Source organism: Aquabacter sediminis, assembly GCF_028863665.1.
Classification (GTDB): Bacteria; Pseudomonadota; Alphaproteobacteria; order Rhizobiales; family Xanthobacteraceae; genus L1I39.
The window spans coordinates 1-22,968 of sequence record NZ_JARBFX010000005.1 but is presented as its reverse complement, the minus strand read 5'-3'; the positions used below and the strand labels follow the sequence as shown (position 1 = coordinate 22,968).

The 22,968-nt window shown below is 69.3% G+C and carries 18 protein-coding genes and 1 pseudogene; 5 read left to right on the top strand and 14 right to left on the bottom strand.

Annotation, left to right across the window (positions count from 1 at the left end; translation table 11 throughout):
- Nucleotides 1-3: 3 nt before the first annotated feature.
- From PV781_RS11005 to PV781_RS10985, 5 genes are all read right to left on the bottom strand, one after another.
- Nucleotides 4-1,089 carry a CobW family GTP-binding protein gene (locus PV781_RS11005; protein ID WP_274775684.1) on the bottom strand — a complete coding sequence of 362 codons (1,086 nt, stop codon included), beginning with the start codon at nt 1,087-1,089 and terminating at the stop codon, nt 4-6.
- A gap of 101 nt (nt 1,090-1,190) precedes the next feature.
- Nucleotides 1,191-2,174: a metal ABC transporter substrate-binding protein gene (locus PV781_RS11000; RefSeq protein WP_274775683.1), complete on the bottom strand. Its 984-nt coding sequence runs from the start codon at nt 2,172-2,174 to the stop codon at nt 1,191-1,193.
- Nucleotides 2,175-2,280: 106 nt separating this feature from the next.
- Nucleotides 2,281-3,153, bottom strand: a complete 873-nt coding sequence (locus tag PV781_RS10995) for a metal ABC transporter permease (RefSeq protein WP_274775682.1) — start codon at nt 3,151-3,153, stop codon at nt 2,281-2,283.
- Between the two features lie 44 nt (nt 3,154-3,197).
- Nucleotides 3,198-3,938 (bottom strand): zinc ABC transporter ATP-binding protein AztA, encoded by a 741-nt coding sequence (gene aztA / locus PV781_RS10990; RefSeq protein WP_274775681.1) that lies wholly within the window; start codon nt 3,936-3,938, stop codon nt 3,198-3,200.
- Entirely contained in the window at nt 3,935-4,174 is a 240-nt protein-coding gene (locus PV781_RS10985; RefSeq protein WP_274775680.1) for a hypothetical protein, read from the bottom strand. The genes aztA and PV781_RS10985 overlap by 4 nt, the downstream gene beginning before the upstream one ends.
- Before the next feature lie 276 nt (nt 4,175-4,450).
- Here PV781_RS10985 and eda point away from each other — a divergent pair, with 276 nt between their 5' ends.
- The gene (gene eda / locus PV781_RS10980) at nt 4,451-5,098 is read left to right on the top strand and encodes a bifunctional 4-hydroxy-2-oxoglutarate aldolase/2-dehydro-3-deoxy-phosphogluconate aldolase (protein WP_274775679.1); all 648 of its coding nucleotides are present in this window, start codon (nt 4,451-4,453) and stop codon (nt 5,096-5,098) included.
- A gap of 37 nt (nt 5,099-5,135) precedes the next feature.
- On the opposite strand, the gene PV781_RS10975 is transcribed toward eda, so the two are convergent.
- From PV781_RS10975 to PV781_RS10960, 4 genes are all read right to left on the bottom strand, one after another.
- Nucleotides 5,136-6,059 (bottom strand): sugar kinase, encoded by a 924-nt coding sequence (locus PV781_RS10975; protein ID WP_274775678.1) that lies wholly within the window; start codon nt 6,057-6,059, stop codon nt 5,136-5,138.
- 149 nt (nt 6,060-6,208) lie between these two features.
- The gene (locus PV781_RS10970) at nt 6,209-6,868 is read right to left on the bottom strand and encodes a lysozyme inhibitor LprI family protein (RefSeq protein ID WP_274775677.1); all 660 of its coding nucleotides are present in this window, start codon (nt 6,866-6,868) and stop codon (nt 6,209-6,211) included.
- Nucleotides 6,869-6,971: 103 nt separating this feature from the next.
- On the bottom strand, nt 6,972-8,156 hold the full coding sequence (locus PV781_RS10965) for a pyridoxal phosphate-dependent aminotransferase (protein ID WP_274775676.1): 1,185 nt from the start codon (nt 8,154-8,156) through the stop codon (nt 6,972-6,974).
- Nucleotides 8,157-8,244: 88 nt separating this feature from the next.
- Nucleotides 8,245-8,967, bottom strand: coding sequence for a GntR family transcriptional regulator (locus PV781_RS10960; RefSeq protein WP_274775675.1), 723 nt, complete (start codon nt 8,965-8,967; stop codon nt 8,245-8,247).
- Nucleotides 8,968-9,101: 134 nt separating this feature from the next.
- Here PV781_RS10960 and PV781_RS10955 point away from each other — a divergent pair, with 134 nt between their 5' ends.
- The 3 genes from PV781_RS10955 (at nt 9,102) to PV781_RS10945 (ending at nt 12,752) form a co-directional block, all read left to right on the top strand.
- Nucleotides 9,102-10,088, top strand: coding sequence for a Bug family tripartite tricarboxylate transporter substrate binding protein (locus PV781_RS10955; RefSeq protein ID WP_274775674.1), 987 nt, complete (start codon nt 9,102-9,104; stop codon nt 10,086-10,088).
- 129 nt (nt 10,089-10,217) lie between these two features.
- Nucleotides 10,218-11,957 (top strand): L-arabinonate dehydratase, encoded by a 1,740-nt coding sequence (gene araD, locus PV781_RS10950; RefSeq protein WP_274775673.1) that lies wholly within the window; start codon nt 10,218-10,220, stop codon nt 11,955-11,957.
- Between the two features lie 27 nt (nt 11,958-11,984).
- Complete coding sequence (locus tag PV781_RS10945) at nt 11,985-12,752, top strand: HpcH/HpaI aldolase/citrate lyase family protein (RefSeq protein WP_274775672.1); 768 nt, start codon at nt 11,985-11,987, stop codon at nt 12,750-12,752.
- A 30-nt stretch (nt 12,753-12,782) separates the two neighbouring features.
- Here PV781_RS10945 and PV781_RS10940 read toward each other — a convergent pair whose 3' ends face one another.
- The 3 genes from PV781_RS10940 to wecB all read right to left on the bottom strand — a co-directional run bounded on the left by PV781_RS10940 (nt 12,783) and on the right by wecB (nt 18,605).
- Entirely contained in the window at nt 12,783-14,894 is a 2,112-nt protein-coding gene (locus PV781_RS10940; protein ID WP_274775671.1) for a glycosyl transferase family protein, read from the bottom strand.
- A gap of 109 nt (nt 14,895-15,003) precedes the next feature.
- Complete coding sequence (locus tag PV781_RS10935; protein ID WP_274775670.1) at nt 15,004-17,337, bottom strand: hypothetical protein; 2,334 nt, start codon at nt 17,335-17,337, stop codon at nt 15,004-15,006.
- 122 nt (nt 17,338-17,459) lie between these two features.
- Nucleotides 17,460-18,605, bottom strand: coding sequence for a non-hydrolyzing UDP-N-acetylglucosamine 2-epimerase (gene wecB / locus PV781_RS10930; RefSeq protein ID WP_274775669.1), 1,146 nt, complete (start codon nt 18,603-18,605; stop codon nt 17,460-17,462).
- Between the two features lie 89 nt (nt 18,606-18,694).
- On the opposite strand from wecB, the gene PV781_RS10925 reads away from it, so the two are divergent.
- Entirely contained in the window at nt 18,695-19,663 is a 969-nt protein-coding gene (locus tag PV781_RS10925) for a DUF4434 domain-containing protein (protein ID WP_274775668.1), read from the top strand.
- On the opposite strand, the gene PV781_RS10920 is transcribed toward PV781_RS10925, so the two are convergent.
- The gene (locus PV781_RS10920; RefSeq protein WP_274775667.1) at nt 19,657-22,062 is read right to left on the bottom strand and encodes an NfrA family protein; all 2,406 of its coding nucleotides are present in this window, start codon (nt 22,060-22,062) and stop codon (nt 19,657-19,659) included. The genes PV781_RS10925 and PV781_RS10920 overlap by 7 nt on opposite strands.
- Nucleotides 22,063-22,321: 259 nt before the next feature.
- Nucleotides 22,322-22,968: pseudogene (locus PV781_RS10915) on the bottom strand (hypothetical protein); the annotation flags it as partial.

Genomic DNA, 22,968 nt, shown 5'->3' with positions numbered 1-22,968 from the left:
GGTTCAGGCGACGCAGGACAGGAAGCCCTCTTCCAGCGCCTTCGCATCCAGCTTGCGGCCGATGAAGACAATGCGGGACGTCTGGTCCTCGCCGGGCTTCCAGGGCCGCTGGTGGTCGCCGTCCAGGATCATGTGCACGCCCTGGAACACGAAGCGGTCCGGGTCGTCCTTGAAGGCCAGGATGCCCTTGGAGCGCAGGATGTTCGGCCCCTCGGTGGCCACCAGATTCTGAACCCAGGGGAAGAACTTCTCCGGGTCCAGCGGCTTCTGGCTGGCGAACGACACGGACTGCATGTCCTCGTCGTGGAAATGCTTCAGGCCGCCGTGAGAATGGCCTTGGGAATGGCCATGGTCGTGACCGTGATGGTGGTGGTCATGGTGGTCATGGCCACAGCCGCAGTCCGGGCCATGCTCATGGTCGTGGTGATGATGGTCGTCCTCCTCAAGGAAGGCCGGCTCGATGCTCAGGATGCGGTCGAGGTCGAAGGCGCCGCGATTGAGCACCTCGCCCACCTCGATCTGGGATTTCTGGGTCCGGTGGAGCTTGGCATAGGGATTGATGGCCCGGATGCGGCCTTCCACTTCGGCGAGTTCGTCGGGGCTGACGAGATCGGTCTTGTTGAGCAGGATCACGTCGGCGAAGGCGATCTGGTTCTTGGCCTCGGGCGCGTCCTTGAGGCGGTCGGTGAGCCACTTGGCGTCGGCCACCGTCACCACCGCGTCGAGCTTGGTGCGCGCGCCCATCTCCTCGTCAACGAAGAAGGTCTGGGCGACGGGAGCGGGATCGGCAAGGCCGGTGGTCTCGACGATGATGCCGTCGAACCCGCCCTTGCGGCGCAGCAGCCCGTCAATGATGCGGATGAGGTCGCCGCGCACGGTGCAGCAGATGCAGCCGTTGTTCATCTCGAAGACTTCCTCATCGGCGCCGACCACCAGGTCGTTGTCGATGCCGATCTCGCCGAACTCGTTCACGATTACGGCGAACTTTTTGCCGTGCGGCTCGGACAGGATGCGGTTGAGGAGCGTGGTCTTACCGGCGCCCAGATAGCCGGTGAGCACGGTGACGGGGATCTTCTCGGAAGCGGCCATGGGGTACTCCAGCACGGGCCTGGCGCCCGCTAGACGGTCGATGGCCGGCGCGGGAGGACCGCACCGGCCGGAAATCTGAGATGGCGCCCCCCGGCTCACTCTCAGGAGGACAGGGCTCCCGAAAGTTCGCGCAGATTATAGCGCACCATGTCGATGTAGGTGGGCGCAGGGCCTTTGTCATCGGACAGGGCGTCGGAATAAAGCTCGCCGCCCACCTTTGCGCCGCTTTCCTTGGCGATGCGGTCCACCAGCTTGGGATTGGTGACGTTCTCCAGGAACACCGCCGGCACCTTCTGCGCCTTGATCTGGCGGATGATGCGGCCGACATCCTTGGCGGAGGCCTCGCTCTCGGTGGACACGCCCTCGGGGGCCAGCAGCTTCAGGCCATAGGCATCGCCGAAATAGCCAAAGGCGTCATGGCTGGTGATGATGACCCGGCGGTCGGCGGGGATGGCGGCAATGGCGGCCTTGGCGTCGGCCTCAAGGGCGTCGAGCTTCTGGGTATAGGCGGCGGCATTGGCCTCGTAGACGGCCTTGCCGGCCGGGTCGGCGGCGATCAGCGCATCGCGGATATTGGCCACATAGACCTTGGCATTGGCGATGGACTGCCAGGCATGGGGATCGATGGGGCCGTGGTCATGGGCGTGCTTCTTGCCCTTGCCGTGGTCCTTCTCGTCATCGTCCTGCGGCTCGGTGGCGGTGCGCTCGCGCGGGGTGATCCCCTTGGTGGCCACGACGACCGTCGCCTTGGAGCCGGACGCCTTGATGAGGCGGTCCATCCAGCCCTCGAAGCCCAGGCCATTGACGAAGATGAGCTTGGCGCCCGCCAGCTTCTTCGCGTCGGCGGGGGTGGGCTGGTAGACATGGGTGTCGCTGTTGGGCCCGACAATGGTGGTCACGGCCACCCGGTCGCCGCCCACGTTCTTCACGAAATCCCCGAGAATGGAGAAGGACGCCACCACCGGCAGCTTGGCCTCGGCGGCGGTCGGCGCGGGCGTGGTCGGTGCGGGAGTAGACTGGGCGAGGGCCGGCACGCTGGCAAGGGCCAGCGCGGCGGCGAGAACGGCGCGGCGGGTCAAGGTCATAAGACGATCTCCGTGATCAGTCAGGACAAGAGCGGTCGTTCGGGCGCCGGTGGGGCGTCCGCTGGGTCTTCACAGAAGCGAGCGTGCGGGCTCGGGCCTCCGGAGTTCAGGCCTCCAAATGACGCTGCGGCCAGCGCCGGGGCAGCAGGCCACCGGCGGGGCCGAACACGACCGAGACCGCATAGGCGACCCCGGCCACGAGAATGATGGACGGTCCCGAAGGGGTGCCCAGATGGTAGGACACCAGGAGCCCCAGGACCCCGCTGACGAAGGCGATGAGGGTGGCCACCACCACGAGGGGCGTGAGATCCCGCACCCAGAAGCGGGCGGTGGCGGCGGGCAGCATCATGAGGCCCACCGAGAGCAGCGTGCCCAGCGCATGGAAGCCGCCCACCAAATTCATCACCACCAGAGCCAGGAAAATGATGTGGCTCGGCCCCCCCGCCCGGCTCACCGAGGACAGGAAGGCAGGATCCACGCATTCCAGCACCAGCGGCCGCCAGATGAAGGCCAGCGCCACCAAGGTGAGCGTGGCGATGCCCGCCACCAGAATCAGGGTCGGATCATCAAGGCCCAGCACGGTGCCGAACAGCACGTGCAGCAGGTCCACGTTCGAGCCCTTCAGCGAGACGATCATGACGCCCAGCGCCAGGGAGATCAGGTAGAAGGCCGCGAGCGAGGCGTCCTCCTTGATCTCGGTCGCCCGCGCGATCATGCCCGCCCCCACCGCGACCACCACGCCGGCGGTGAGCCCGCCCAGCGTCATGGCGAACAGATCGAGGCCCGAAAACAAAAAGCCCACTGCCGCGCCGGGCAGGATGGCGTGCGCCATGGCATCGCCCGTCAGGCTCATGCGGCGCAGCATCAGGAAGGCGCCCACGGGACCCGCGCCGAGCGCCAGCGCGAACACGCCCACCAGAGCGCGGCGCATGAACTCGAATTCCGCGAACGGGGCGATGAGCGTGTCGTAAGGGTTCATCACAAATCCAGGCGGCCGGACAGGGCCGGGCGGGAGGCGGCGGGTCAGGCCGCCGCACAGGGGGTGGCGTCCTCGTCCCACGACTCGCCCATGCGGCGGGCCTTCAGGAGGTTTTCAGGCGCCAGCACATCACGGGTCTCGCCCCAGGCCACCGGGCCACGGGCAAGAAGAAGCGTCTGCGGGAAGTGCGCCCGCACCAGCTCGAAATCATGCAGCACGGCCAGCACCGTGCGCTTTTCCCCATGCCAGCGCCGCACCAGGTCCACGAGATCGGAGACGGTCTTGGCGTCGAGCGCGGTGAAGGGCTCGTCGAGCAGGATCAGGCGGGCATCCTGGAGCAGCAGGCGCGCGAACAAGGTGCGCTGCATCTGCCCGCCGGAGAGGGTGCCGATGGGCCGCGCCTCGAAGCCTTCCAGGCCCACGGCGGCCAGCGCCTCACGGATGCGCTCCCGGTCCGCGCGGCCGATGCCGCCGAACAGGCCGCGCTTGCGCCACAGGCCCATGGAGACGAGGTCATAGACATTGATGGGGAAGGAGCGATCCACCTCCGCCCCCTGGGGCAGATAGGCAATCTCGCGCGCGCCGATGCCCGACCGCTCGATGCTGCCGCTCAGCGGACGCAGCACGTCGGCAATGGCCTTCATGAGCGTGGACTTGCCGGCACCGTTGGGGCCGCACACAGCCAAGAGCGCGCCCTCCTCCACCGCGCCATCCAGGTGATGGATGGCGGGATGGCGCTCATAGCCGAGCGTAAGGTCGCGGAAATGCAGGACGGGCGCACTCATGCCACCACCCACAGGATTGCGGTCCACATGACCAGGCACAGCACCGCCACCACGGCGAGCCGGACTCCCAGAGAGGCGCGCAGCGCCGAGAGGCCGGGCAGGCGAGCCTCTCGGCGCGACGCGTCGCCATGCCGATGGCCGTGCCCGCGCCCCCGCGACGCGGTCCGCTCCGGGCCGGCAGGCGACGTGCGCGCTGGCTCGGGCGGCTTGGCAAGGATGGGCGCAGGCGAAGACATGAGGCTTTGATACAGAGTATCATTTTGTCTGTCCAGCACCGTTCAGCCATAACCAAGGGGCAGACGCGCAAGGGGCGGGCCTGCGCGCGCGATTTTGAACAGAGGCCTCGACACGGGCGCGCGGGTGCGCTTCAACACGGGCGCTGCGCGTCTGGCGCGCCGGAGCGGGTTTGATTCAATCGATTTAGCCTATACTCCGCCTCTGACATGCAAGGGAGCCCGTCGTCCGGTTGGATGGAGAGCCATCCAGCCCGCGCGCTCCAAGGGAGAAAACCCATGAGCCTGCCCGATCCGTTCCCGCTGGTGGCCCGCGCCCCGGTCATTCCGGTGGTCGTCATCGAACGGGTGGAGGATGCGGTGCCCCTGGCCAAGGCCCTGGTCGAGGGCGGCCTGCCCCTGATCGAGGTCACGCTGCGCACGCCCGTGGCGCTGGAAGCCATCCGCCTCATCGCCGCGGAGGTGGAAGGCGCCATTCTCGGCGCCGGCACGGTGACCGAGAACGCCCATGTGGAAGCCGCGCTGGAAGCGGGCGCCGCCTATCTGGTGAGCCCCGGCACCACGCCGGACTTCGCCCGGCATCTGGCCCAGGCCCCGGTCCCGGTCCTGCCCGGCTGCGCCAGCGTGAGCGAGGCCATGGCCCTCTCGGCGCTGGGCTTCCAGGTGCTGAAATTCTTCCCCGCCGAGGCGGCCGGCGGCGTGCCGTTCCTGAAATCCATCGCCGGCCCGCTGCCAGGCCTGCGCTTCTGCCCCACGGGCGGCATCGGCCCGGCCAATGTGGAAACCTATCTGGCGCTGCCCAATGTGGTGGCGGTGGGCGGCTCCTGGGTGGTCCCCGCCGATGCCATCCGCGCCGGCGACTTCGGCAAGGTCCGCGACCTCGCCAAGGCGGCCTCCGTCCTGAAGCGCACCGCCAAGCTCGGCTGAAGGGAATGACCCGGGCAAGGCGCCCGGGTCTTCTCCCTCAGTGGGCGCTGACCCCCGCCTGGATGGCGCGGGGAATGATGGCGCCGCGATGCATGATAACCTCGGCGGCCAGCCGATGGCCGGCGAGCGCCGCGTCCAGCGGGCTCTGGCCCTTGAGGCGGGCGGCGAGATAGCCGGCATTGAAGCTGTCGCCGGCCCCGGTGGTGTCCACGGGCCTCACCTCCCGCTCCACCGGCACCTCGATGGTCTGCCCGTCCGCATGGACGAGAGCACCGCCCGGGCCGTTCTTCACCACCACCTCGGAGACGCCATAGGTGGTGATGCGCTCGATGGTGGCGCGGGGCGAGGCATCGCCCCACAGGGCCACCTCGTCCTCGAAGGTGGGCAGGGCCACCGAAGCGCGCTTCAGCGCCTCCGCGAACACCGTGCGCGCGCGCCCGAGATCCCCGCCCCAGCCGCGGGGCCGGAAATTGCCGTCAAACACCCGCCAAGCACCGCGCTCACCCGCCATCTCCAGCGTGGCCAGGAAGCGCCCGAGGCCCGTATTGGTATAAAGCGACAAGGTGATGCCGGAGAAATAGACCGCCTTGGCCTCCACCAATTGCTGGGCGATCTCCTGCCAGCCCTCCAGCTCGAACAGGCTGCGGGCAGGGGCGCTGTCGCGCCAGTAATGGAAGGTGCGCTCGCCCTTGTCGTCGGTGGTGATGAGATAGAGCCCCGGCACCCGCCCCTTGGCGATGAGCACGGTGCGCCCGGCCAGCCCTTCGGCGGCGGCCAGCTCCAGGATCTGGCTGGAGAAGGCGTCGTCCCCGAGCGCGGTGGCATAGGAGGTCTCGATGCCGGCGCGGGAGAGATAGACGGCGGTGTTGAACGTATCGCCGCCAAAGGCGAGGCCGAAGCGGCCATCGGCGCCGCGCGCCAGTTCCACCATCACCTCGCCCACGGAAACAACCTGAACCATTCTCTCTCCCCAGGGCCGCCGCGGGCCGCCCTTTTCGTGCGTGGACCGGCACGCGGCCGGCCGGATCCGGAGGCGCACCTTTGGCCAAGCGACACCAGGGCGCAAGCCCTCACGCGGCAAAACTGAACCGTTTCAAAGGACGGATGGCCTCAATCCACCGGCGGCGCCGTGCCCTGGAGCCAGGTGGCGGGGCGCAGGCCCACGTTCACGGCCGGCGTCGCCGCCACCGGCACGGGCGGCGGCGCCGGGACCTCGCCATAGCGCAGCCGCAAATCCTGGGCCCGGCGCTCATTGGTGACGATGAGGCAGAAGGAGCGCTGCTCGAAATTGCCGATGGCCCGGCCCCCTTCATAGGGCGCCACCGCCTGGCAATCCATGTTGCGGAACAGGAGGAAGCGCGAATGGGTCTCCTGCAATTGCCCTTTCCAGCGGGCGCGCTGGGTGGGCATCAGGTCGGCGCGGGCCTCGATCACCTCGATGGCGGTGTCGAGCGCCGCATTCAGCTGGGTGTCGCTGAGGCGGACGGCATCAAACAGGCAGCGGCTGAACTCGCGCGGTGACATCTCCCCACGCGGGCAGCGCTCCCCCAGGGGCCAAGCGGCAATAGGGCCGGTGGCCTCGGTTGGGCGTGCGGATGCCCCATCCCGCCCCGGCGCGCGGGTGAGCTGATGGGTCAGCACCTGCGCCGGCGTCGGCCCGGAGGGATGAGGGGCGCCGCCGGGCGCCTCTTCTGCGAAAAGGCCGTTCACCCAGCTCGAGACGGCCGCACCCAGCCGGGGCGGCGCCCAGATGGAAAGGCCGGCACCCAAGGCGATCCCCAAAGGAAGTCCAAAGGCAAGACCAAGGCTTAGCAGAAGCCCACCGCGCCTCCAGCCTCCGTCCCGCGCCCGGCGCGCCTCCGCCATCCGCCCGTCAGGCCGCGTCGCGGCGGGCGAGGAAGGCGCCCATGCGATCGAGTGCGATGCGGATATTGTCCGCCGAATTGGCATAAGAGAGGCGGATATAGCCCTCGCCATGGATGCCGAAGTCCGGCCCGCCGATCACCGCCACGCCCGCCTCCTCCAGAAGCGCGGAGGCCAGCGCCTTGGCCGAGCGCCAGCCGGTGCCGGACACGTTGGGGAAGGCATAGAAAGCGCCCTTCGGCGTGGCGCAGGAGACGCCCGGCAAGGCGTTCAGCCCGTCCACCACGATGCGGCGGCGGGCATTGAACTCAGCCACCATATCCGCCACCGGCTGCTGCGGGCCCTCAAGGGCCGCGATGCCGGCATATTGGGTGGCCGCGTTCACGCACGACCAGGCATTCACCGAGAGCTTGCGCACCTGGTCATAGAGCGCCTGCGGCCAGATGGAATAGCCGAGCCGCCAGCCGGTCATGGCATAGGTCTTGGACCAGCCATTGAGCAGGATCAGCCGGTCGCGGATCTCCGGATAGGCCAGAAGCGTCTGGTGCTGCTCGCCGTCGAAGACGAAATGGTCGTAGATCTCGTCCGACATGAGCGCCACATGGGGATGGGCGGCCAAGCCCTTCACCAATTTGTCGATCTCGGCCTTGGGGGTAACGCCGCCGGTGGGATTGGCGGGCGAGTTGATGATGAGGAGGCGCGTCGCGGGGGTAATGAGCGCCAAGGTCTCCTCCGCCGAGAAGGCAAAGCCGTTCTCCTCGCGGATCGGCACCGCCACCGGGGTCGCCCCCGTATGTTCGATCATGGAGCGATAGATGGGAAAGCCGGGGTCGGGATAGAGGATTTCCGCGCCCGGCTCGCCGAACAGGCGGATCGCCGCATACATGGTGACCTTGCCGCCGGGCACGATCATGACGAGGCCGGGGTCCACCTCCACGCCATAGCGGCGGTTGAGGTCGCGGGCCACCGCCTCGCGCAGAGGCAGGATGCCCACCGAGGGCGTGTAGCCGTGCTGCCCATCCTGAAGCGCCTTGACCGCCGCCTCGACGATATGCTCGGGCGTGCGGAAGTCCGGCTGGCCGATGCCCAGATTGATGATGTCCTTCCCCTGCCCCGCCAGCACGGTCGCCCGGGCAAGGACGGCAAAGGCATTCTCCTCGCCGATGCGATCAAAGGCGGCGACGGTGGTGAGCATGGCGGTTCCTCGGCGGATTGTTCTAGGCGCCGGAAGGTGCAGGAGCAGGCGCCATCCGGCAAGGGGGGATGGGCGCGGCGCCGCCGCCTCAATCCCTGAAATAGTCGGGGTGGACCTGGCGCATGCCCTCGGCGGAGGCCAGCGAGCGGGAGAGGTGGTCGCGGACGGCGGCCTGGGCGGCGGGGGCGTCTCCGGCGGCGATGGCGTCGACGATGGCGGTGTGGTCGCGGACGATCTGCGGGGCCTTGCCGGAGATGGGCAGGTTGAGCCGCCGCAGCCGGTCGATATGCCCGCTCCAGCGGCGCACCAGGGCCCAGAGCTCGGCCGCGCCCGCCGCCTCGCACAAGGTGGCATGGAAGGCCCGGTCCTCGCCGTCGAACGCTTCCAGGTCCCCCACCTCCAGGAAAGCGGACTGGCGGGCGAGGACGGCCCGCAGGGCGGCGACCGCCTCGGCCCGCCCCTCTTGCGCGCACAAAAGGCGCACCGCCTCCTGCTCGATGGAGCGGCGCAGGAACTGGGCGCGGCGGGCTTGGGAGAGGTCGATAGGGCTCACCCGCGTGGCATGCTGGGGGAAGACATCCACCAGCCCCTCCTCTTCCAGCCGCATCAGGGCATCGCGCACGGGGGTGGAGGACACGCCGAACAAATCCTGGAGCGCGGCACGCGGCAGGACGGTGCCGGGCGGCAGCACCAGAGAGACGATCTTCTCGCGCAGATAGTCGAACACCTGCGGGGCCGCCTGCCGCGAGCGGTCGCGGGCGGGACGCGGCAGGTTGGAGGGCAGGGACTGGGGATCCAGTGCGCGATTCATGGGTCTGTGATAGCACGACTGCGCGCTTGACGCGCTAATGCATTAGTGTTTTTGTTTTCGCCAGACCCGCCTCAGACGGGCAGCAAGCGCCCTCAAGACAGGGCGTCCCAGGGAAACGCCAGGGGAGTCCCCCAATGCCACCGATCAAGCTCTTGTGCGCGGCCCTTGTGGGCGCCGCGCTCGCCTCGCCCTGCCTGACCGCGTCCGTTCTGGCCGCCGGCTATCCTGACCGGCCCGTCACCGTGGTCGTGCCCTTCCCCGCGGGCGGCGCGTCCGACAGCACGGCCCGCTTCATGCAGCCCAAGATGAGCGAGACCCTCGGCCAGCCCGTGGTGATCGACAACCGGGCCGGCGCCAACGGCGCCACCGGGGCCACCCACGTGGCCAAGTCTCCGGCCGACGGCTACACGCTGCTGGTGGGCTCCATCGGCGTCTTCGCCATCAATCCGGCGCTGATGCCCAACCTCTCCTACAATCCGCAAAAGGAGTTCGACCTCCTCACGGTGGCGGTGCGCACCCCCAATGTGCTGGTGGCGAACCCCAATTTCCCGGCCAATACGGTGGCCGAGCTGATCGCCTACATGAAGTCCAATCCCGGCAAGGTGACCTTCGCATCCTCCGGCATCGGCTCCTCCGACCACCTCACCGCCGCCCTGTTCTGGCAGAAGACCAAGACCCAGGGCCTGCATGTGCCCTACAAAGGCGGCGGCCCGGCCATAACCGATTTGATCGGCGGCCATGCGGATGTGTCGTTCCAGAATCTGGGCTCGGTGGCCAACCAGGTGAAAGCCGGCAAGCTGAAGATCCTCGCCGTCACCGCGGCAGAGCGCACCTCGCTCTTCCCCGACACCCCCACCATGACGCAGGCCGGCGTACCCGGGCTTGAGGTCTATTCCTGGCAGGCGGCCGCCGGGCCGAAGGGCCTTCCCGCCGACGTGAAGGCCAAGCTCGTGGCCGCCTTCAAGGCCGCCCTCACCGACCCGGACGTGATCCGCAAGTTCAACGATATCGGCTTCCAGGTGGTCAACAGCACACCGGCCGAGTTCGAGGCCTTCCAGGCCAAGGAACAGGCCATGTGGAAAGGCGTGATCGACGAGGGCAAGATCAGCCCCTCGCAGTGAATCGCCCCAAGCGGGCCAAGCCCCAAGCGGGCCAAGCCCCCAAGCAGGGCCAAGCCCGAAGCCGGTCTTTTCCCCGCCCGGGTCCCCAAGGCCCGGGCGGGGGCGTCTCCCCTCCCCTCAGGTCCCGTCATGCCAGAGCCTAAGAAGACACCGCAGACCCTGCGCAGCGCGCGCTGGTTCTCCGCCGACGATTTGCGCGGCTTCGGCCACCGTTCCCGCATTCTCCAGATGGGCTATGCCCATTCCGACTTCGTGGGCCGGCCCGCCATTGCGATCGTCAACACCTGGTCGGGCATCAATCCCTGCCATGCCCATTTCAAGGAGCGGGTGGAGGACGTGAAGAAGGGGGTGCTGCAGGCGGGGGGCTTTCCCATCGAGCTGCCGGCGCTCTCGCTGGCGGAGAATTTCGTCAAGCCCACCACCATGCTCTACCGCAACCTCCTCGCCATGGAGACGGAGGAGCTGATCCGCTCCCATCCGGTGGATGGGGTGGTGCTCATGGGCGGTTGCGACAAGACCACGCCCGCCCTCATCATGGGTGCCATCAGCGCCGGCCTGCCGGCCATCTTCGTGCCCGCCGGGCCCATGCTGCGGGGCAATTGGAAGGGCAAGGTGCTGGGCTCAGGCTCGGATGCCTGGAAGTTCTGGGACGAGCGCCGCGCCGGCAACATCACCGACCAGGACTGGAAAGACATTGAGGGCGGCATCGCCCGCTCGTACGGCCATTGCATGACCATGGGCACGGCCTCCACCATGACGGCCATCGCGGAGGCCATCGGCTTCACCATGCCGGGCGCCTCCTCCATTCCGGCGGCGGATGCGGGGCACATGCGCATGGCGGCGGAAGCGGGCCGGCGCATCATCGACATGGTGTGGGAAGACCTGAAGCCCGCCGATATCCTCACCCGCGCGAGCTTCGAGAATGCCATCGCGGTGGCCATGGCCATGGGCTGCTCCACCAATGCCATCATCCATGTGCTGGCCATGTCGCGCCGCGCCGGCTGCCCGGTGACCCTCGACGATTTCGAGGCGGCGAGCCGCAAGGTCCCCACCTTGGCCAATGTGCGGCCCACCGGCGACACCTACCTCATGGAGGACTTCTTCTATGCGGGCGGCCTCACGGCGCTGATGAACCGCATCGGCGGCCACCTGCACCTTGACGCCCTCACCGTCTCCGGCCGCACCGTGGGCGAGAATATTGCCGGGGCCGAGGTCTATAATGACGATGTCATCCGCACGCCCGACCGCCCCGCCACCGACCAGAGCGCCCTTGCGGTTCTGAAGGGGAATCTGGCGCCCGAGGGCTGCGTCATCAAGCCGGGATGCTGCGAGCCCCGCCTCCTGAAGCATGCCGGTCCCGCTTTGGTGTTCGACGATTATCCCGCCATGAAGGCGGCCATCGACGACGAGAACCTGGACGTCACGCCCGACCATGTGCTGGTGCTGCGCAATGCGGGGCCGCTGGGCGGGCCGGGCATGCCGGAATGGGGCATGCTGCCGCTCCCCAAGAAGCTGGTGAAGCAGGGCGTGCGGGACATGATGCGCATCTCGGACGCCCGCATGAGCGGCACCTCCTATGGCGCCTGCGTGCTGCATGTCTCGCCCGAATCCTATCTGGGCGGGCCGCTGGCCTTGGTCCAGACGGGCGATATCATCGCGGTGGACGTGGCGGCCCGCAGCATCCACCTTCAGGTGGACGAGGCCGAGCTGGAGCGCCGCCGGGCCGCCCTCGCCCCCCCACCGCCGCGCTATGAACGCGGCTATGGCTGGATGTTCTCCCGCCACATCAAGCAGGCGCACGAGGGGTGCGACTTCGACTTCCTGGAAACCAGCTTCGGCCCCTCCGCGGGCGAGCCGGACATCTTCTGACCGATCCTTTTTCACCGGGAGTGAAACGTGGAATTGCCCGTCAATACCTTCAAGGCCGCCATCCATGCCCGCCGTCAGCAGATCGGGCTGTGGTGCTCCATCCCGTCCAATTTCACCGCCGAGATCCTGGCCAATTCCGGCTTCGACTGGCTGCTCATCGACACCGAGCACACCCCCAACGAGCTGGCCAATGTCTACAGCCAGCTCCAGGCGGTGAATGGCGGCACGGCCCATCCCATCGTGCGCATTCCCTGGAACGATGCGGTCGTCATCAAGCGCTATCTGGATGCCGGCGTGCAGACCTTCCTCATCCCCATGGTGCAGAATGCGGAGGAGGCCCGCGCGGCGGTGGCCGCCACGCGCTACCCGCCCAAGGGCATCCGGGGCTTTGCCTCGGCGGCGCGGTCCTCGCGCTTCGGCCGGGTGAAGGACTATTACGCCAAGTGCGAGCAGGAATTGTGCGTGCTGGTGCAGGTGGAGACCCAGACCGCCCTCGACAATCTGGAAGAGATCTGCGCGGTGGAAGGCATTGACGGGGTGTTCATCGGCCCCGGCGACCTCTCCGCCTCCATCGGCTATCTCGGCCGGCAGGGGGAAGAAGCGGTGGTCACGCTCATCGAGGGCGCCATCGGCCGCATCACCAAGGCCGGCAACCGGGCGGGCATCCTGACCCCCGACGCGACGCTCGCCCGCCGCTACATGGCGGCCGGCTGCGTGTTCACGGCGGTGGGGTCGGACAGCGGCCTGCTGGTGCGCCATTCCGAGGCACTGGCGGCGTCCTTCAAGGCGGGCTGAGGCCGCTCCGCGCGGGCATGGCGGCGGTCGTCAGGCCGCCGTCCGCTCCCGCTGGGCCTCCAGGCCACGCCGCAGGGCGTCCGAGGTGACCACGCCGCGATGGAGCAGGTGCTCGCCGATCCGGCCGTCGCGCTCGGGGTGATAGTCCTCCATCGCAGCCTCAAAGGCATCGCGCTGGACGAGCCCCAGCGCGATCAGCACATCGCCCAGGAGGGGCGGAGCGGTGTGCGCGTCGAACGTGTCGGAGGCACCGGTGAGCAGCCGCAAGGCGGCGGCGATCTCGCTCTCGCGCGCCACGCACTGGATGGGGGGCTGGCCGAAGGCGGCCGCAAGCGCCGAGACCGCGTCGCCCCGCAGCGGGCCGCCCACCGCCACGCGCGGCACGCCGTGCGCGTCCGGCCCGATGGGCACGCAGCGATAGCGGACGCACAGTTCGAGGGGCAGGTCGTGGCCGTGGCCCTCGATCTTGTCCTGCGTGAGGAAGACGCGCGGCAGGTCTTCTTGAGCCGCGATGGCCTCGGCGAGCGTGTCGTCGTCCAGCCAGCCTTGCGCCACCAGCAGGCGACCGAGCGGCAATTGGGTTTGGGCCTGCTGCTCCAGCGCCGCGTCGAGCTTCACCTCGTCCACCACTTGCCAGGCGCGCAGCAATTCCCCGAGCCGCGCCCGGCGCTTGGCCAATTGCGCCGTGGTCGGGAAGGCGTGGGTGGTCTTGTCCCAGGTCACGCGGGTGCCGAACAGCAGCGAGCCGAGGAACAGCTTCCAGGCGCGGGCGGCCGCCATGAAGTTCACGGCGTTGGAGATCACCATGCGCGGCAGCGAGAGCACGCCCTGCTGCCAGCCATAAAGAAGGCCCACGAAATACATGCGCTGCACCACCCGCAGCGTGAAGGCGATGAAATTGAAGAACAGGACAAAGATCATGAAGTCGTTGTTGACGAACATGGGCGGGAAGCGATCGCGCCCATAACCCAGCTCGGCAGCAATGAAGAAGCCGAGGAAGTTCAGCAACACGAAATAGGCCAGGATCGACACCAGCGAGGTGACGATGGACTTGCGATCCCGGAACAAGAGGTACTTGGTCGCCCACGATCCGGGCCAGCCCAGCTGCACCCAGCTTTGGAGCGCAATGCCCAGGGTCCAGCGCGCCTTCTGGCGATAGGCGGCGCGGAAGGTGTCGGGGAAGAATTCACGCACGCACAGGGGCATGGTGATGGTGACCGGGGTGTCGGCACCACCGAACCAGCTCTTGCGCATCACCCGGTAATGGACGGGGAAGCGCACGAAGATGGACTTCATGTTCCGGCGCGTCAGGCGCAGGCCGATGTCATAGTCCTCGGTCAGGCTGTCGGTGTTGAAGGGCTGGTTGTTGGTCTCCTCGCACAAAGCCAGCAGCGCCTTGCGGGAAAAGCAGGTGCCGACCCCGGCCGAGGGCACCATGCCCGACAGGCTTTCGCGCACGGGGAGGTCCTTGGCGTGCCACTCGGCGAACTCGTCCATATAGGTGCCGGCCACCAGCTCGTACCAGTCGCGCTCCAGCGACATGACCGGGATCTGGACCAGCTCCTTGCGATGCACGAGATAGTTGAAGAGATGCAACTCAAGGGGGTGGATCACGTCCTCGCAGTCGTGCAGCACCACGCCGGCAAATTCCACGTCGTGCTTCTGCTCGTAGAGGAAGATGGCCTGCACCACCCAGTTCAGGCAGTCCGCCTTGCAGGTGGGACCGGGATGGGGCACCTCCACGCGCTGAAGCTGCTTGAACCGCCGCTTCATGCGCTCCACCTCGGTGATGGTGGCCTCGTCATTGGGATAGGTGCCGACGAAGATCTGGTAGTTGCGATACTCCAGCGTGCCCACCATGGTGTCGAGCATCACCGCGATGACATTCGCCTCCATCCAGGCGGGCACCATGATGGCGATGGGCTTTTCCGGCGCCTCGCGCAGGCCCTCCGCCGTCAGCGGCTTGTAGTTGGGCGCGCGCTTGATGGTGAGGCCGCGGACGATTTCCCGCACCCAGTAATAGGCGTCGATGAACAGGTCATCGAGGCTGGAGATCATGATGAGCACGGCCACCACGGCCGCGATCCATTCCACCGCCGCGTAATAGAAGGCGACGGGATAAAGGAGGACGGCGCTCAGCATGGCCGGACCCTCCCCGCCAGGGCCCAGCGCGCGCCCCCCCGTCCTGCGGACGGCCTATGGGCCGCCGTCGCAGGCAAGGGGCGGAGCGCGTGGTGTCCCCGTATGGTCATCAATGACCCGTCCGGTTCCGGCGGCGCATGGCGCGGGCGGCCAGCAGCAGCGCGAAAAACAGCACGATGGCGATCCCGGCGGCGATCGGCCCCCAGGTGGCGCGCTCGCGCCAGGCCATCATCACATAATCCCAGGGCCGTTGCGCGACGGCCTCGGCCGCGCTGGTGGTGTTGATCTGCGCCACCGTTCCTGCGTCGGAAACCACCGCCACATCGCCGGTGCCCAGCTGGAAGGTCGCCGCACCCGGTCCCGCCCCCACGGCCCGGTAGTCGAGGCCCACGCGCTCGCCGGACGCCATGGCCTGCACCACCGCAACCCGATCAAGGCCGGTCAGGTCCAGCAGCGTGCGTTCCCCCTCGCCCAGGAGGACGAGCCGGTCGCCGTCGAGGCGCACCTTGCGCGCCGCGCCTTCCACCGGGGCGTCGAAGGCGAGGAAGTTGGCCGTCGGCTTCACCGCGCCTGTCTCCGGCGCCACGATCAGCCGGCCAAGCTCAGGCGAGACACCGGCAGCCACCATCAGCGAAACCACGCGGGGAAGGCCCTCCAGGGGCGCCTGGAGATAGGCCGGCGGCACGATCACCTCGAGCGGCCCGGACAGGCGCGCCAGAACCCCGACGAAGTCGGTGCTGGTGGCCACGTTGTCCGAGAAGAGACGGCTCGAGGGCAGCACCGCCACCGGATAAGGCTGCGGCGTCTCCCGGCAGCGGTCGCCCATGGGCTGGCGCTGGAACGAGACGCGCAGGACATTGACGGGGGCGAGCGCGTAATAGGGCACGTCCACCGAGAGCCGCTCCGCCCCGCCATTGCCGCCAAGGCTGCGGGCCCCCAGCAGATAGTCGTTCAGGAACACCGAGGCCACCGGCTCGGAGGCCGCCGCGCTGGGGGCCGCCGCCAGGTCCAGGTCCAGGCGCGAGGGAAGGCCGCCGGCGGTCACCGCCTTGCCGATGTCGAAGGTGGCACTCCAGTCGCCGCGCACAAGCACGTCGAAGGAGGCGGACAGGCCGCCCAGGCGCGACAGCGGAATGCCGCGGGCGTCGCCCGGAGCACGGGCGAGGGCGGCCTCCACCTTCACCGCCGGCACCTGGAGCGTCCGGCGCCACGTGTCGGAGAGCACCCCGGCGGCGGCTCCAGCGGCGGCGGCATCCACCGCGATCACCGAACGGCCGCCCAGCATGGCAATGTTCAGATTGCGCCCGCTGATCTCGCGCTCGGCCGTGAAGCCGGAGGCGCGCCAGGCGTCGAAGGCCGCAAGCGCCTCCGGCCCGGCCGCCGCCATCTGGGTGCGCAGCGCATCCATGGCCGCCGTCAGCGCGACCCGCAGCGTGGCATCGCTCACCACCACATCGGCGACCACCGGACCGTGGCCGGCCAACATCAGCAGGGCCCCCAGCTCCGCCGCGTTCGCAAGGGTATGACGCCCTCCACCGGCCAGCGCGGCGAAGGCAGGGATCGCCCGCAGCGGCTGGGGAATGGCAAGGCCAGTCAGATCCACCGCGCTCCCCACCGCCGGCAGGACGGTGAAGGCGACGCGCTTGCCCCCGCGCTCCAGCACGGTGCCCAGACGCCAAGCCGCATCGAAGCTTTCCTTCGGCAAGGTGCCGGGCGCCACCAGCACGCGGGTGCGGGCGGGCAACGCGGTCCAGGCGGTGGTGAGGTCCTGCACCGCGTTGCGGTCATAGGAATAGGTCAGGCGGGTGGAGGGCTGGACCTCCAGCACATTGCCAATGGACCGGTCGTCGAAGCAGACCTGTTCGGCCACCATGGAGGCCCAGGACACCGTCAGGTCCAAGAAGCCGGTGGCGCGCGGCTGGCCGGAAATGCGCATGGGCGTTGAAAACGTGCCTTCCGGGTCGGTCGGAGAACTCGCCCATTGGGCGGTGCCGTCCACGGAGGCCACCACCGAGGTGCGCCCGCCATCGCCGCGCAGATAGCGCGCGTCCAGCGTCACCACGGCGTCCTTGAGCGGGATGCCGGAGGGCACGGGCAGGTACAGGCTGCGGCGGAAATCGGTGCCCGACAGACTGATGGGGCGGACGATGCCGAGGTCCGACAGGGCAACACTCACCTGGACGGTGCCGTCGGTCAGCGCCTTGATGGCCTCGACAAGGCCGGACGCGGCGGGGGCGGGCTGGCCGGTGCCTTGAACCTGCGCCAGCCGCTGGCCGGGACCGGAAAGCTGCACCGGACCCTGGGCCGGGCGCTGCGGCTGCGATTGCGCGACGGCCGGAGCCGCCAGTGCGCCGGTCAGACCCAGAAGGGCGAGCGCGGCCATGGCGCCGCGCGTGCCGCCGGTCATCCGGCCGGCCAAGGTGAAAGGTCCTGTCTTGCCCAAGGTGCTGTCCTGCCTCTCGCGCCGGGCCGGCCCTGTCCGGGTGCCGCGGCGGGCGTCCATTCCATCGCAATTCGGCTCAAATTGCGCCTTTTCACGTGCTGAAGCCGGCTGTCCCATCACGTTCATGCGCGCCCTCCGCCGGCAAAGGGCGCGCTGGCCCGGCCAAGCAAGGCCGATACGATGCGCCCGCAAGCCTGTCCATCGCCATAGGGGTTGTTCTGTCGCGCGAAATCCGCGTAGCGCTTTTCATTATCCAGCAGCGCCTCGACCGCCCCGATGATGCGGTCCGCGTTCGTCCCCACCAGTTCCACCGTGCCGGCCGCCACCGCCTCCGGCCGCTCGGTGACGTCGCGCATCACCAGGACCGGCTTGCCGAGGGAGGGCGCCTCCTCCTGCACGCCGCCGGAATCGGTCAAGACCAGATGACAGCGGCGCATGAGATAGACGAAGGGCAGGTAGTCCAGCGGGGGAATGAGATGCACATTGGCCCGCCCGCCCAAGAGGCGATGCACCGGCTCGCGCACCTGTGGATTGAGATGGACGGGATAGAGGATCTCGATGTCGCTGCGCGCCGCCAGCCGCGAGAGCGCCTCGCAGATGGCGATGAAGCCGGGGCCGAAATTCTCGCGGCGGTGGCCGGTCACCAGCACCAAGCGCCGGCTGCCGTCCAGGAAGGCGAATTGCCCGGCCAGCTCGGTGGCGAGGGCGGGATCGGAATCGATCCGCGCCAGCGCCAGGAACAGGGCATCAATGACCGTGTTGCCGGTGACGTGGATGGTCCCGGCGAGGCGCTCGCCCCGCAGATTGTCCGCCGCCGCGGGGGTGGGCGCGAACAGCAGGCCACACAAGCGGTCCGCCACCTGCCGGTTCATCTCTTCCGGCCAGGGCTGGGTGAGGTCATAGGTGCGCAGGCCCGCCTCCACATGCCCCAGCGGAATGCCGCGATTGAAGGCGCACAGCGCCGCCGCCAGCGCCGTCGTGGTGTCGCCATGCACCAGCACCCGGTCCGGCCGCACCTCTTCAAGCACCGGGTCGAGGGCGGAGAGCACGCGGGCGGTCAGGCCGTTGAGCGTCTGGTTGGGGACCATCACATCAAGGTCGTAATCGGGGGTGATCTGGAACAGGCCGAGCACCTGGTCCAGCATGGCGCGGTGCTGGCCGGTTACGCAGACAAGGGAGGTCAGTCCAGCTTCCCCTTCGATCGACTTGACCAAAGGCGCCATCTTGATCGCCTCGGGGCGGGTGCCGAACACCGACAATATGCGCATGATTTCCAATTGCCCCCTCTTTGACCCGTCCCACGGCGCCCCTCTGCGCCTGCCCCCATGGACCTGAGATGACACCTGGAAGGAGCCCCGTGCCTGTCGGCCGCCGCGCCATTCTGGCGGCGGCAGCTTTCGGCACGCTTGCCCTCCTCTCCCGCTCGGCGCGCGATCCCTGGCGCCTCGCGGGCCGGCTCGACGGCACCTTCATCCAGCCCTGGCGCGACGACCTTGCTTTGTCCAGCACCCAATGGGCGCAGAAGGTGGCGGATGCGCGCGCCCTGGGCTGCCCCTCCCTCATCCTGCAATGGACGGCCCACGGCGCCGATTATGCGCTCGATGCCGACCTCATCGTCCGCCTCATGGACCTCGCCCTGGCCGCCGGCTGCCGGCTCCAGGTGGGGCTGCCCTATGATCCCGACTATTGGGCGGTCCTGGAAGGCCGAAGCCCGCGCCCCCGGCCCGCCTTCCTGGAGGCCGCCGCCGCGCAAGCCGCCCGCTTCCTGGAGGCGGCGCCTTTTGCCGGACATCCTGCCTTTGCCGGCTGGTATATTCCCTATGAGCTCGACCAGGCCAGCTGGGCGCGCCCGGCGGACCGGGCGCTCCTCATCGCCTTCCTGGCGCGCCTGCGCCTGGCCGGCGGCACGAGCCCCATGTCCATCTCCTGCTTCCACAGCGCCAATGCGCCGGACCACACGCTGGTGGACCTGTGGCAGGCCGTGCCGGCCGACCTTGCCCTGCGCCCGCTGGTGCAGGACGGGGTCGGCGTGTTCGGCCTGGCCAATTACCGCCACCTCGCTCCCCTCTTCGCCCATTTCCGTGCCACCGGCCGTGCCTTCGACATGGTGGTGGAACTCTTCGCCCAGAAGCACACGGACGCCCTGGAACCCGGCGCCTTCTCCGCCGACGCGGCGGACTTCGTGCGCCTGTCCGCCCAGCTCGACCTGGCCGCCGCCAGCGGCGCGCAGCACCTCATCGCCTTCGCGCTCCACCCCTACATGACCGGCCCCGCATCCGGCGCCGGGGCGCTGCGCACCGCCTATGCCCACGCGCTCAATCAGTAGGACAGGAAGGCGGAGGCGAAGACGCCTTGGGCGCGGTCGTCGCCCGCCAGCCGCCAGCGATATTGCAGCGTGAAGTCCACATAGGAGCGGGGCGCCGCATAGGTGCCCTCGCGGAACCAGAAGCGCAGGTTCGCCCCCGGTCCTGCCCCCAGCGCGCCGGGGGTGGCGAGCACGGAATCATAGGCCCCGCCTATGGCCAGGAAAGGCGTGAAGACCACCTTGTCGCTGATCCCGTCCAGCCGGTAGGAGCGGCCGTAGCGCGCCTCGAAATTGCCGATGGTCTCGGGGTTGAGGGCGAAATAGTCGCCCTCCCCATAGACCTGCCAATAGGTCCAGTCGGGCACGTCGACCCTCAGGTCCGAGCCCTCGCCGGTGGAATAGGCGATGCGGAACAGCCAGTCGGTGCGGGCCGCGCTGCCGCCGGGAAAGAGGTAGCTCACTTCCAGGATGAGGTTCTGATCGGTGAAGGGCTTCCACCGCGCGCCCGCGCTGAGCTGCACGGACGGCCAGCCGGTGACGCCGTCATTCTCCGCATAGAGGGTCTCGAACGCCCGTCCGAACACCTCGAACAGCGCCCCGTTCCGGTAGCCGATGCCCGGGGGGCGCCAATAGAGTTCGCCGCCCGCCTGCAGGGAATGACCGACGCCGGGCGGCGGGGCCATGATGGAGGTGGGCATGACGCCCACCGCGCCATAGGAGAGGGAGGCATAGGCGCCCCAGCTGCGCTCCATGTCCGCCACCTCCCGCCGCACGCCGAAGGCGGTCTGGGCGGGCAAGGGGAGCGTGCCGGCGCGGTATTCGTCCAGCGCCTGCTCGAAGAAGGCGATGGCCTGGCCGTTCTCCGCCTGGCGCTTGGCCACATAGGCCGCGTCCAGCGTCGAGGGACCCCGCAGCTGGCCGTAGGACTTGGCCTTCTCAAAGAAAACCAGCGCCTCCTTCTCCGCCCCCACCTGGTTGGCCAGATAGGCCACGTCCAGGGGCCGGAAGGTCTCGAAGTCGCCGGCCGCGAGCCGGGCGAGGAACAGCTGGCGGGCCTCCTCCTTGCGGTTCAGCGCCACCATCTCGCCGATGGCCCCGCGCAGCATGGTGGCGCGGTCGGCGGCGGTGCGGGCGGTGGCGGCGCCCAGTTCGAAGGCGGCCAGCGCTTCCCCGTGGCGTTCGAGCGCCTGGAGCGCGAAGGCGCGGCGGGCGGCCACGTCATAGCTGCGCTCGCGGGCGAGGGGGGCCAGCGCCGCGAGCGCCTCGCCCGGCTGCCTGGCTTCCAGCGCCGCATCGGCCAGCGACAGGCGCACCTCGCGCCCCTGCGCCGCCGGCAAGGCGGGATCGCGCAGGGCTGCGGCAAAATCCTGGGCCGCCAGCGCCTGCCGGCCGAGCTTCTGATAGGCAAAGCCCCGCAGAAGCAGCAGCTCGGCCTTGGCGGAGACGCGGGCGAGCCCCTGCCCTGCCGCCTGCACCGCCTCCGCGAAGCGTCCGGCGGCCGACAGGGCGGTCACCAGCAGCGCGCGATAGCTGCCATTCTGCGGCGCCACCTCCACCGCCTTGCGGGCGGACGCGACGGCCCCGGCATAATCTTTCGCGCCATAGGCTTTGTAGGCCGCGTCCGCGGCCTGGTAGGCCACCTGTTCGGGCGACGGGGCCGCCGGTTCCGCTGTAGCGGGAGCGGCCGGTGGCGGAACGGGGGGCGCCGGGGGGCGGGGGGCGGAAGCGGCCGGAGCAGCCGCCCCTTGCGCCGGGGCGCCCTGGCCCGGAGGCGGCGCCGCGGGCGCGGGCCCGGCCTGGGAGGGACGCGTGGGTGCGGGCGCGACCTGCGACGCAACGGGCTGCGACGGAACGGGCTGCGACGGAACGGGTTGGGCGGGAACAGGTTGGGCGGGCGCGGCCTGCGCCGGTGCCGGCGGGGATGCGGCCGGAGGGGCAGCTTGCTGCGCCGCTTGGGGCGGCGGGGTCGGCTGAGGCTGGCGCACCGGGGGGATGACGGGCTGCGTCTCGACGCCCTTCTCCCGCTCGGCGACCACGCTTTCCCGCTCCGCGAGGCGGGGATCGGTGACGCCCAGCGCCCGCGCGCGGCGGATCTCCGTCTCAGCCTCGGCGAGGCGATTGGCGGCGATGAGGGCATCGATGAGCAAAAGGCGCCATCGCACCACGTCGGGCTGGAGCGCCAGGGCCGAGCGGACCTTGTCCGTGGCCTCGCCATAGTCGCCGGCCGCGAAGGCGCGATAGGCCTGGTCGGCCAGGGACCAGGCGGCACCTGTCCCCTCCTGGGCGAAGGCGCACGGCGACAGGACCGGGCCGAGCGCTCCCAGCGCCACCACCAGCGCGATCAATGACGCCCCCGCCGGCCCCGTCCAGGGGCGCAGGCATGAGGTGCGGCGGGAGAGCGGGCGAATCGCGGCGGTCATGACTAGACCGTGCGCCCGCGCGGTTAATCGCCCGTTAAGGTTAACCGGCGTTTGTCCCGTGAACTGAGCGGTTTAGGGGCGTCCAAGGCGATGTCGCGCGCCCGATCGGCACGCCCATTCGGTCCGGGCAGCGCCTTGTGCGGGTCGACGGGGCACGCCTGGGGATGGCCGGAGCTTGAGCCAAGGACCGCCGCCCGGTTGGGCGGTGGTCTGCTTGGGGGGGCTGCTTGGGGGGTCTACTTGGGCGCCGATGTCGCCCCTACTGGAAGCGCTGGGTCAGCCGCACGCTGGAGGGCGCGAAGGCATAGACCGGAATCGCCGCGATGGCCGGTCCAGAGAAGCGGCTGGTGGAGAGGCCCGCCGTGGGATCGGCCGTGAAGCCGGTAGCCACCACATCCTTGGGTGCGCTCATGAAGGCGGTGAGCACGCGCATTTCCGGCGCCCGCATATAGGGCTCGAAGGCGAAGTTCGGTGCCGTGAACACCCGGCCGAACGGCACGTCCGCCGTGCGCGCCCGCTCCCGGGGCCTCTGGGGCATGGGCTGCAGGTTGGGGCTCAAGATGGTGTTGGGCGCGCCGCCGATCATGTCGCCGGACGGCGCGAAGGAGAGCGCGCCTTCCGGCGTCCCGGTGCCGCGCGTGATGACGGCGGGCAGCGGCGGGATGGAGGCGGTCTGGATGGGATCGGCCGCCTGGAGGCTGGCATCAGCCGTGGCGGGACGGCGCAAAGGCAATGGCGCGTTGGGCAAAGGCGCCAGCACGGCCTGGGCGGTGACGATGGCCGCCGCAATCTCCGCTGGCCGTGCGGACGGCAGCGGGGCCGGCGCGAGAGCCACGGTGGTGACCTTGGGCTGCGGCGCGCGGATGGGCAGCGGCACCGGGGCGGCCGGCGGGGCCGCGGCCGTGC

Coding starts and splice junctions, on each gene's coding strand:
- wecB (WP_274775669.1), bottom strand. CDS start 18,605: ATGCGCATATTGTCGGTGTTCGGCACCCGCCCCGAGGCGATCAAGATG.
- araD (WP_274775673.1), top strand. CDS start 10,218: ATGCCAGAGCCTAAGAAGACACCGCAGACCCTGCGCAGCGCGCGCTGG.
- PV781_RS10985 (WP_274775680.1), bottom strand. CDS start 4,174: ATGTCTTCGCCTGCGCCCATCCTTGCCAAGCCGCCCGAGCCAGCGCGC.
- PV781_RS10975 (WP_274775678.1), bottom strand. CDS start 6,059: ATGGTTCAGGTTGTTTCCGTGGGCGAGGTGATGGTGGAACTGGCGCGC.
- PV781_RS10995 (WP_274775682.1), bottom strand. CDS start 3,153: ATGAACCCTTACGACACGCTCATCGCCCCGTTCGCGGAATTCGAGTTC.
- PV781_RS10960 (WP_274775675.1), bottom strand. CDS start 8,967: ATGAATCGCGCACTGGATCCCCAGTCCCTGCCCTCCAACCTGCCGCGT.
- PV781_RS10940 (WP_274775671.1), bottom strand. CDS start 14,894: ATGCTGAGCGCCGTCCTCCTTTATCCCGTCGCCTTCTATTACGCGGCG.
- PV781_RS10965 (WP_274775676.1), bottom strand. CDS start 8,156: ATGCTCACCACCGTCGCCGCCTTTGATCGCATCGGCGAGGAGAATGCC.
- aztA (WP_274775681.1), bottom strand. CDS start 3,938: ATGAGTGCGCCCGTCCTGCATTTCCGCGACCTTACGCTCGGCTATGAG.
- PV781_RS11000 (WP_274775683.1), bottom strand. CDS start 2,174: ATGACCTTGACCCGCCGCGCCGTTCTCGCCGCCGCGCTGGCCCTTGCC.
- PV781_RS11005 (WP_274775684.1), bottom strand. CDS start 1,089: ATGGCCGCTTCCGAGAAGATCCCCGTCACCGTGCTCACCGGCTATCTG.
- PV781_RS10955 (WP_274775674.1), top strand. CDS start 9,102: ATGCCACCGATCAAGCTCTTGTGCGCGGCCCTTGTGGGCGCCGCGCTC.
- eda (WP_274775679.1), top strand. CDS start 4,451: ATGAGCCTGCCCGATCCGTTCCCGCTGGTGGCCCGCGCCCCGGTCATT.
- PV781_RS10920 (WP_274775667.1), bottom strand. CDS start 22,062: ATGACCGCCGCGATTCGCCCGCTCTCCCGCCGCACCTCATGCCTGCGC.